The following is a 313-nucleotide window of genomic DNA, read 5'->3' as shown; positions in this document are numbered from 1 at the left end:
CCAGGGTGGTGGTGCGGCATCCGAGTGGGGTGTTGTGGCCTGCGCCTTGGTTGAGGGCGGTGACGCAGATGGTGTGTGTGCCGGGTTGGGCTGGGAGGGTGAGGGCGAAGCCTGTGGTGTTGCGGTTGAGCGCGAAGGCGCGCTGGACATCGGGTCGGGAAGTGTTGGCTGTGACGGTGTGAGGGGTGCCGTTGATGGTGGCGTGGATAGAAATGGGAGTGGGGGTGTCCTGGTCGAAGGTCCATCCCTTGATGGTTAGGGTTTGTGTGGCGCTGTTGGAGATGACCTCTTCAAAGTTCCCACGAGGGCTGGT

At 62.6% G+C, this 313-nt stretch carries 1 protein-coding gene; it reads right to left on the bottom strand.

Going from position 1 to position 313, the window contains the following annotated elements:
- On the bottom strand, positions 1-313 hold a 313-nt coding region (locus tag EII11_RS10670; RefSeq protein ID WP_205649300.1), incomplete at both ends, for a hypothetical protein.

Source organism: Schaalia canis, from assembly GCF_003858455.1.
Taxonomy (GTDB): Bacteria; Actinomycetota; Actinomycetes; order Actinomycetales; family Actinomycetaceae; genus Pauljensenia; species Pauljensenia canis.
This window is presented reverse-complemented; position numbering and strand designations above follow the sequence as displayed.